Origin of the sequence: Kineococcus vitellinus (assembly GCF_009906315.1) — a bacterium.
Lineage (GTDB): Bacteria > Actinomycetota > Actinomycetes > Actinomycetales > Kineococcaceae > Kineococcus > Kineococcus vitellinus.
The window spans coordinates 1-7,539 of sequence record NZ_JAAALL010000220.1 but is presented as its reverse complement, the minus strand read 5'-3'; the positions used below and the strand labels follow the sequence as shown (position 1 = coordinate 7,539).

9 protein-coding genes are annotated in these 7,539 nt (G+C 75.2%); 5 read left to right on the top strand and 4 right to left on the bottom strand.

The genetic code is table 11. From position 1 onward, the window contains the following. Window positions 1-940: phosphoserine phosphatase SerB (gene serB / locus GTQ99_RS16870; protein WP_166616894.1), on the top strand; the 940-nt coding region annotated here is incomplete at its 5' end. A gap of 150 nt (window positions 941-1,090) precedes the next feature. On the opposite strand, the gene fabI is transcribed toward serB, so the two are convergent. Further along, entirely contained in the window at window positions 1,091-1,858 is a 768-nt protein-coding gene (gene fabI, locus GTQ99_RS16865; protein ID WP_166616893.1) for an enoyl-ACP reductase FabI, read from the bottom strand. Between the two features lie 88 nt (window positions 1,859-1,946). Beyond that, on the bottom strand, window positions 1,947-2,714 hold the full coding sequence (gene fabG, locus GTQ99_RS16860) for a 3-oxoacyl-ACP reductase FabG (protein ID WP_420814577.1): 768 nt from the start codon (window positions 2,712-2,714) through the stop codon (window positions 1,947-1,949). 76 nt (window positions 2,715-2,790) lie between these two features. Between fabG and GTQ99_RS16855 the strand changes: the two genes are divergently transcribed. From GTQ99_RS16855 to GTQ99_RS16840, 4 genes are all read left to right on the top strand, one after another. After that, complete coding sequence (locus GTQ99_RS16855; RefSeq protein ID WP_205707656.1) at window positions 2,791-3,189, top strand: DUF3099 domain-containing protein; 399 nt, start codon at window positions 2,791-2,793, stop codon at window positions 3,187-3,189. Between the two features lie 60 nt (window positions 3,190-3,249). After that, complete coding sequence (locus tag GTQ99_RS16850; protein ID WP_166616892.1) at window positions 3,250-3,486, top strand: hypothetical protein; 237 nt, start codon at window positions 3,250-3,252, stop codon at window positions 3,484-3,486. Between the two features lie 25 nt (window positions 3,487-3,511). Next, window positions 3,512-4,579: an SURF1 family cytochrome oxidase biogenesis protein gene (locus tag GTQ99_RS16845; RefSeq protein WP_166616891.1), complete on the top strand. Its 1,068-nt coding sequence runs from the start codon at window positions 3,512-3,514 to the stop codon at window positions 4,577-4,579. A gap of 67 nt (window positions 4,580-4,646) precedes the next feature. Further along, a complete protein-coding gene (locus GTQ99_RS16840; RefSeq protein WP_166616890.1) occupies window positions 4,647-5,399 on the top strand; it encodes an SDR family oxidoreductase in 753 nt (250 codons plus the stop codon). Window positions 5,400-5,486: 87 nt separating this feature from the next. On the opposite strand, the gene GTQ99_RS16835 is transcribed toward GTQ99_RS16840, so the two are convergent. Beyond that, window positions 5,487-5,708, bottom strand: a complete 222-nt coding sequence (locus tag GTQ99_RS16835) for a helix-turn-helix domain-containing protein (protein ID WP_166616889.1) — start codon at window positions 5,706-5,708, stop codon at window positions 5,487-5,489. Between the two features lie 116 nt (window positions 5,709-5,824). Continuing rightward, window positions 5,825-7,423: an ATP-binding cassette domain-containing protein gene (locus GTQ99_RS16830; protein WP_166616888.1), complete on the bottom strand. Its 1,599-nt coding sequence runs from the start codon at window positions 7,421-7,423 to the stop codon at window positions 5,825-5,827. Window positions 7,424-7,539: the final 116 nt, after the last annotated feature.

Here is a 7,539-nt window from a genome sequence, read left to right as displayed (position 1 = left end):
CCGCCTGCACGTGACGCTGCTCGGGGCGCCGCTGCTGCCGGCCGCGGTCGCGCGCATCACCGCCGTGCTCGCCGAGCAGGGCGCCAACGTCGACCGCATCCGGCGCATGTCGGCCGAGCCGGTCACGAGCGTCGAGCTCGACGTGTCCACCCACGGCTCGCCCGCCGACGTGCTGGCGCTGCGGCGCACGCTGGCCGTGGAGGCCGGCCGCCACGGCCTGGACGCCGCCGTCTCCCCCGGGGGGCTGGCGCGCATGGGGCGGCGCCTGGTGGTCATGGACGTCGACTCCACGCTCATCCGCCAGGAGGTCATCGAGCTGCTGGCCGCGCACGCCGGCCGCGAGGCGGAGGTGGCCGCCGTCACCGAGCGCGCCATGCGCGGCGAGATCGACTTCGCCGCCTCGCTGCGCGAGCGCGTCGCCTGCCTGGAGGGGCTGGGCGTGGAGGTCCTCGACAGCGTCCGCGAGGCCGTCGAGCTCACCCCCGGGGCGCGCACGCTGTGCCGGACCCTGCACCGGCTGGGCTTCACCCTGGCGCTGGTCTCCGGGGGCTTCCTGGAGGTCGTGGGCCCGCTGGCGGCGGGGCTGGGCATCGCCCACGTGCGCGCCAACCGCCTGCAGGTCGTCCACGGCCGCTTCACCGGCCGGGTGCTGGGTCCCGTCGTGGACCGCGCCGCCAAGGCCGCCGCGCTGCGGGAGTTCGCCGCCGCGGAGGGGCTGCCGCTGCACCGCACCGTCGCCATCGGCGACGGCGCCAACGACCTGGACATGATCGGCGCCGCGGGGCTGGGCATCGCCTTCAACGCCAAGCCCGTCGTGCGCGAGCAGGCCGACGCCGCGCTCAACGTGCCCTACCTCGACGCCGTGCTGCCGCTGCTGGGCATCACCCACGACGACGTCGTCGAGGCCGACCTCGCCGACGAGGCGCTGGCCCCCGGCTGACCCCGCGCGGGGCCGGCCGGGTGCCGCTCAGCCGCGCTGCTGGGCCCAGGTGGCCAGCGCCGCCAGGGCGAGGATGCAGCAGACCATCACCACGGCGAGCACCAGCAGCCGGCGCCCGCCCGAGGGGGTGGGGTCCTGGGCCACGGGGGCTCAGGACCCCATCGCGTGGAAACCGCCGTCCACGTGGATCATCTCGCCGGTGGTGGCCGGGAACCAGTCCGACATCAGCGCCAGGCAGGCGCGCGCCGGCGGCTCGGTGTCCGTGACGTCCCAGCCCAGCGGCGAGCGCTCGCCCCAGGTGCCCTCGAGGGTCTCGAAGCCGGGGATCGAGGTGGCGGCCGTCGTGCGCAGCGGCCCGGCGGAGACGACGTTGACGCGGACGCCCTTGGGGCCCAGGTCGCGCGCCAGGTAGCGGGCGGTGGACTCGAAGGCGGCCTTGGCCACGCCCATCCAGTCGTAGACCGGCCACGCGACGCGGGCGTCGAAGGTGAGGCCGACGACCGCGCCGCCGCGGCTCATCAGCGGCAGCGCCGCGACCGCGATCGACTTCAGCGAGAACGCCGAGACCTGCACGGCCGTGGCGACGCTGGACCACTCGGTGTTGAGGAAGTTGCCGCCCATGGCGTCCTTGGGCGCGAAGCCGATCGAGTGCAGCACGCCGTCGAGGCCGTCGACGTGCTCGCGCACGCGCTCGGGCAGGGCCGCGAGGTCCTCCTCGCTGGTGGCGTCCAGCTCGATGACCGGCGCCGGCTTCGGCAGCCGCTTGGCGATCGTGGAGGTGATCTTCATCTGGCGCCCGAAGGACGACAGGACGACCTCGGCCCCCTCCTCCTGCGCCACCCGCGCGACGCCGAAGGCGATCGAGCGGTCGGTGAGCACTCCGGTGACCAGCAGTCGCTTGCCGTCCAGCAGACCCATGGGGTTCCTTCCGTCGTCGTTCTCGTGGTGGTCGTCGCCGCGGTCGTCGTGCCCGCGCCGTGCCGTTCGTGCCGTTCGTGCGGGGGTGTCAGTGCCCCATGCCGAGGCCGCCGTCGACGGGCAGCACCGCGCCGTTGACGTAGCCCGCGTCGGCCAGGAAGAGCGCGGCCTGGGCGATCTCCTCGACCGCACCGAAGCGGCCGGCGGGGATGCGGCCCTTGTACTCGGCCTGGGTGGCCTCGGGCAGCCGGCGCGTCATGTCGGTGTCGACGAAGCCCGGGGCGATGACGTTGGCGGTGATCCCGCGGCTGCCCAGCTCGCGGGCGATGGAGCGGGCCAGGCCGACCATGCCGGCCTTGGAGGCGGCGTAGTTCGTCTGCCCGGGCGAGCCGTACAGGCCCACCACGCTGGACATGAGGACGATCCGCCCGCGCTTGAGGCGGACCATCCCGCGCACCGCGCGGCGCGCGACCCGCCAGGCGCCGGCGAGGTTGGCGTCGAGCACGGACTCGAAGTCCTCGTCGCTCATCCGCATGAGCAGCTGGTCGCGGGTGACGCCGGCGTTGGCCACCAGCACCTCCACCGGGCCCTGCTCGGCCTCCACGGCCGCGAAGGCCGCGTCCAGGGAGGCGCCGTCGGTGACGTCGGCGCGCACGGCGAAGAAGCCGGCGGGCGGCTCGCCGGAGCGGTGGGTGATCGCCACCCGGTCGCCGGCCGCGGCGAAGGCGGAGGCCACGGCGAGGCCGATGCCCCGGTTGCCCCCTGTCACCAGGACGCTGCGCGGGCGGCGGGCGGCGGGCGCCGCACCGGCGCTCTCGCTGCTGGAGGACGGGGTCTGCTCGGCGGGGTCGGGCACGGGGAGGAAAGCTAACGCATCGGGGCGCCGCCGCCAGCGGCGGCACGTGTCGGAGGGCGGGCTTACCGTGGTACGCGTGCCTCTGCGCCCCCAGCACGACCCGGCCAACAACGCCGACGACCCCGGTGTCTACCGCATCACCGCAGCTCCCACATCGCACACCGACGACATCGGCGTGCGCTACCGCAAGTACGTGGTCTCGATGGTGGTCCGCACCGCGTGCTTCCTCCTCTTCGTGCTCATCGACCACTGGACGCGCTGGCTGTTCGTGGCCGGGGCCGTCTTCCTGCCCTACGTCGCCGTCGTCCTGGCCAACGCCGGCCGGGAGTCCAAGGGCCCCCCGCCGAAGTCCTTCGACGTGAGCGCCGCCCCGCCGCCGCAGCTGCCGGCCATCGAGGCGCGCATCACGGACGTGCGCTCCCCGGGCGACGAGCCCACCGCCCACGAGGAGCCCACGCCCACCGGCCCCCGCTGACACCGGGGCCGACACCCGGGCGCCACCTCGCGCTCACCCGGGGTCGACCCGCCCGTCACGTTGGCCGCCGGGCCCGGCGAACCGGGTCACGAACCACCCTCCGACCTGCTGTGCAGCGCCCGCGGCTGCCACGAGCACGCCGACTTCGGCCTGCGCTGGAACAACCCGAGCCTGCACACCCCCGACCGGCGCAAGACGTGGCTGGCGTGCACGGCGCACCGCGAGCACCTGTCGCAGTTCCTGGGGGCGCGCGGCTTCCTGCGCGAGGTGGTCGACGCCACCGACCTGCCCGTCTGAAGGAGCGCGTGGCACCCTGCACGACATGACGGACCCCTCGACCGGCGAGCGCGTCCCCGGTTCGGTCCTGGGGCTGCTGCGCGAGCCGCGCTGGGTGCGCGGGCTCGCCCTGGCCCTCGCGGTGGCCGTGGTCTGCTGCGTGCTGGGCCGCTGGCAGTGGCACCGGCGCCAGGACCGGCTGGCCGCCAACGCGCCGCTGACGCAGAACTACGACGCGCCCCCCGGCGCCGTCACCGACGTCCTGCCCGCCGGCGAGCAGCTCGACGCGGCGGACGCGTGGACGCCGGTGCGCGTGGAGGGCACCTACGACGCCGGCGCGACGGTGCTCGTGCGCAACCGCCCCCGCGACGAGCAGACCGGCTACGACGTCCTCGTCCCCCTCGTGCTCGCGGACGGCGGTGCGCTGCTGGTGGACCGCGGCTGGGTGCCCGCCGGTTCCAGCAGCGAGCGGCCCGACAGCGTGCCCGCGCCGCCGCAGGGTCCCGTGAGCGTGGTGGCGCGGCTGCGGCCGTGGGAGCCGACCAAGCGCGGCGAGGTGCCCGCCGGCCAGGCCGCCTCCATCGCCGCCGAGGAGGTGGGGCGGCAGACCGCCGCCGCGGGCGCCCCGCCGCTGCTGGGCGGCTACGCGGTGCTGGCCGCGGAGACCCCGGCGCCGGCGCAGGCGCCGCTGCCCGCGGAGCGTCCCGACGTCGACGAGGGTCCGCACCTGGCCTACACGGTGCAGTGGTTCGGCTTCGCCGTCACCGCGCTCGTCGTGTGGGTCGTGGCCGGCCGCCGCGAGCTGGAGGCGCGCCGCTCCGGCGGCGCCCTCGGCGCGCCGCTCGGCGCGGGCGCGCCGCCGGTGCCCGGGGAGCAGGGGGCCGACGCACGGGAGCCCGACGGTCGGGAGCCCGACGGTCGGGAGCCCGACGGGCCGACGGCGGGTGGGCGCGAGCCCGCTGCGCCGGGCGAGCGCACGGGCGAGCGCACGGGCGGGCGGGCGGCCCGGCGCGGCCGCGCGCGCGGACGGGGCGCCCCGCCGCGCCCGGGCAGCGACGAGGAGGCCGAGGACGCCGCGCTGGACGGTCGGCACGGGGCGTCCTCAGCGCGCTGATTCCCCCGTTCGGGTGTACGAGATCATGCTGTGTTTCTCATCGGCCACTCTGCGCAACAATAGGCTCATGGACTTGGGCCTGACCGACCGCGTCTACATCGTCTCCGGCGCTTCCACCGGCCTCGGCCTCTCCTGTGCGAGGGTCCTCGCCGACGAGGGTGCGCTGCTGGTGCTGTCCGCCGGCGACGAGGGGGAGCTCGCGGCGGTGGCGCCCACCATCGGCGAGCCCTCGCGGATGCTGCTCGTGCCGGGCGACATCTCCGAGCCCGGCACGGAGACCCGCCTCGTGGCGGCCGCCAACGCGCGCTTCGGCCGCCTGGACGGCGCCGTCGTCTCCTGCGGCACCCCGCCCACCTCGACCGTCCTGGAGGCGCAGGACGCCGCCTGGCGCGAGGCCTTCGAGTCCAGCCTGCTGGGGCCGCTGCGGCTGGCGCGCTCGGTCGCCAAGGCGGCCACCGGCGAGGGCGCGTCGCTGGTGCTGCTGCTCTCGAGCACCGTGCGCACCCCCGCCATGGACGCCGGCGTCGCCAACGGCCTGCGACCGGGGCTGGCGATGGCCGCCAAGGCGCTGGCCGACGAGCTCGGCCCGCGGGGGGTGCGCATCAACAACCTGCTCGCCGGTCACGTCGACTCCGGCTCGCCGCTGGAGCTGGAGGACTCCGCCGACCTGGCGCCGGAGGTGCTCGAGCACATCCCGCTGCGCCGGGCCGGGCTGCCCGACGAGTTCGCCCGCGCGGCGGTCTTCCTGCTCTCGCCCGCGGCCTCGTACGTCACGGGAGCCTCGCTCACCGTGGACGGGGGCACCGACCGCTCGCTGTGACGCGCCGACGCCCGACCTGCGGAGGTCGGGACGCCGGCGCGCCGCAGCGGGCGGCGGTTCCCGGGCCGGTTCGCGCCCGGAGGGCCCTCAGCCCTCCTGACGGGCCTTGCCCCGGGTGGCACCGCCCCTGCTGCGCAGCGTCACGTCGTTCTCGCTGAGCAGCCGGTGGACGAACCCGTACGAGCGCCCGGTCTCCTCCGCCAGCGCCCTGATGCTCTTGCCCTCGGCGTAGCCCTTCGTCAGCTCCCCGGCGAGCTGCTCGCGCTCCGCACCGCTCAACCGGCTTCCCCGCTTGATCGTCTCGGTCACCCCGACCTCCTCACGTCGTCGCAGACCTCCTCCATGGTCACCACCGGAGGCCCTTCCGGCCACTCGAAGCGGCCGGTCGGGCGCCCCGGGTGCGCCGCGGGGTGCGCGGAGGCGGCTCAGGCGAGGGAGACGAGCTCGGCGTAGCCGGCGTTCCAGAGGTCCTCGACGCCGTCGGGCAGCAGCACCACGCGCTCGGGGTCGAGCGCCTCGACGGCGCCCTCGTCGTGCGTGACGAGCACGACGGCGCCCTCGTAGTGGCGCAGCGCGTCGAGGATCTCGGCGCGGCTGGCCGGGTCGAGGTTGTTCGTCGGCTCGTCCAGCAGCAGCACGTTGGCGCTGGAGACCACCAGCGTGGCCAGCGCCAGGCGGGTCTTCTCCCCGCCCGACAGCACGCCGGCGGGCTTGTCGACGTCGTCGCCGGAGAAGAGGAAGGAGCCCAGCACGGTGCGGACCCGGGTGTCGTCGAGGTCCGGGGAGGCCGAGCGCATGTTCTCCAGGACGGTGCGCTCGTGGTCGAGCGTCTCGTGCTCCTGGGCGTAGTAGCCGATCTTCAGCCCGTGCCCGGGCACGATGCGGCCGCTGTCGGGGCGCTCGACGCCGCCGAGCATGCGCAGCAGGGTCGTCTTGCCGGCGCCGTTGAGGCCGAGGATGACCACGCGGCTGCCGCGGTCGATGGCCAGGTCGACGGAGGTGAAGATCTCCAGGGACCCGTAGGACTTCGAGAGCCCCTCCGCCATCAGCGGGGTCTTGCCGCAGGGCGCGGGCTTGGGGAAGCGCAGCTTGGCGACCTTGTCCTGGACGCGGACGTCCTCCAGCTCGCCCAGCAGGCGCTCGGCGCGCTTGGCCATGTTCTGCGCCGCGACGGCCTTGGTGGCCTTGGCGCCCATCTTGGCGGCCTGGGCCAGCAGCGTGCCGGCCTTCTTCTCGGCGTTGGAGCGCTCGCGCACGCGGCGCTTCTCGTCGGTCTCGCGCTGCTTGAGGTAGTTCTTCCAGCCGACGTTGTACAGGTCGATCGTGGCGCGGTTGGCGTCGAGGTGGAACACCCGGTTGACGACGACCTCGAGCAGCTCGACGTCGTGGCTGATGACGATGAGCCCGCCGGCGTAGCTCCTCAGGTGCTCGCGCAGCCAGGCGATCGAGTCGGCGTCCAGGTGGTTGGTCGGCTCGTCCAGCAGCAGCGTCTCGCTGGCCGAGAAGAGGATGCGGGCCAGCTCCACGCGGCGGCGCTGACCGCCGGAGAGGGTCTTGAGCGGCTGCTCGAGGATGCGCTCGGGCAGGTTGAGGTTGGCGCAGATGCGCGCGGCCTCGCTCTCGGCGGTGTAGCCGCCCATGGCCACGAAGCGGGCGTCGAGCTTGGTGTAGCGGTCCATCGCCCGGTCGCGCACCCGGGCGTCCTCGCTGGCCATCTCCTGCTCGGCCCTGCGCAGGCGGGCGATGACGTCGTCGAGGCCGCGCGCGGACAGGATGCGGTCGCGGGCGAGCATCTCGGGGTCCCCGGCGCGGGGGTCCTGGGGCAGGTACCCGATCTCCCCGGAGCGGCTGACGGTGCCGGCCGCCGGCTGGGCCTCGCCGGCGAGGACCTTGGTCAGCGTCGTCTTGCCGGCGCCGTTGCGCCCGACGAGCCCGATGCGGTCCCCCGGGGCCACCCGGAAGGTGACGTGCTCCATGAGGAGGCGGGCCCCCGCGCGCAGTTCGATGTCGGAGGCGACGATCACGAGGGCAGCTCTCAAGGACTCGGAGGGGAGGGGACGGTGTCGAGTCTACGGCCCCCGCGCGGTGGCTCCGGTGCGCGAGGAGGTCCGCTAGGTTCCTGCCCGTGCCCACCCCCGCC

Coding starts and splice junctions, on each gene's coding strand:
- fabI (WP_166616893.1), bottom strand. CDS start 1,858: ATGGGTCTGCTGGACGGCAAGCGACTGCTGGTCACCGGAGTGCTCACC.
- GTQ99_RS16845 (WP_166616891.1), top strand. CDS start 3,512: ATGACGGACCCCTCGACCGGCGAGCGCGTCCCCGGTTCGGTCCTGGGG.
- GTQ99_RS16840 (WP_166616890.1), top strand. CDS start 4,647: ATGGACTTGGGCCTGACCGACCGCGTCTACATCGTCTCCGGCGCTTCC.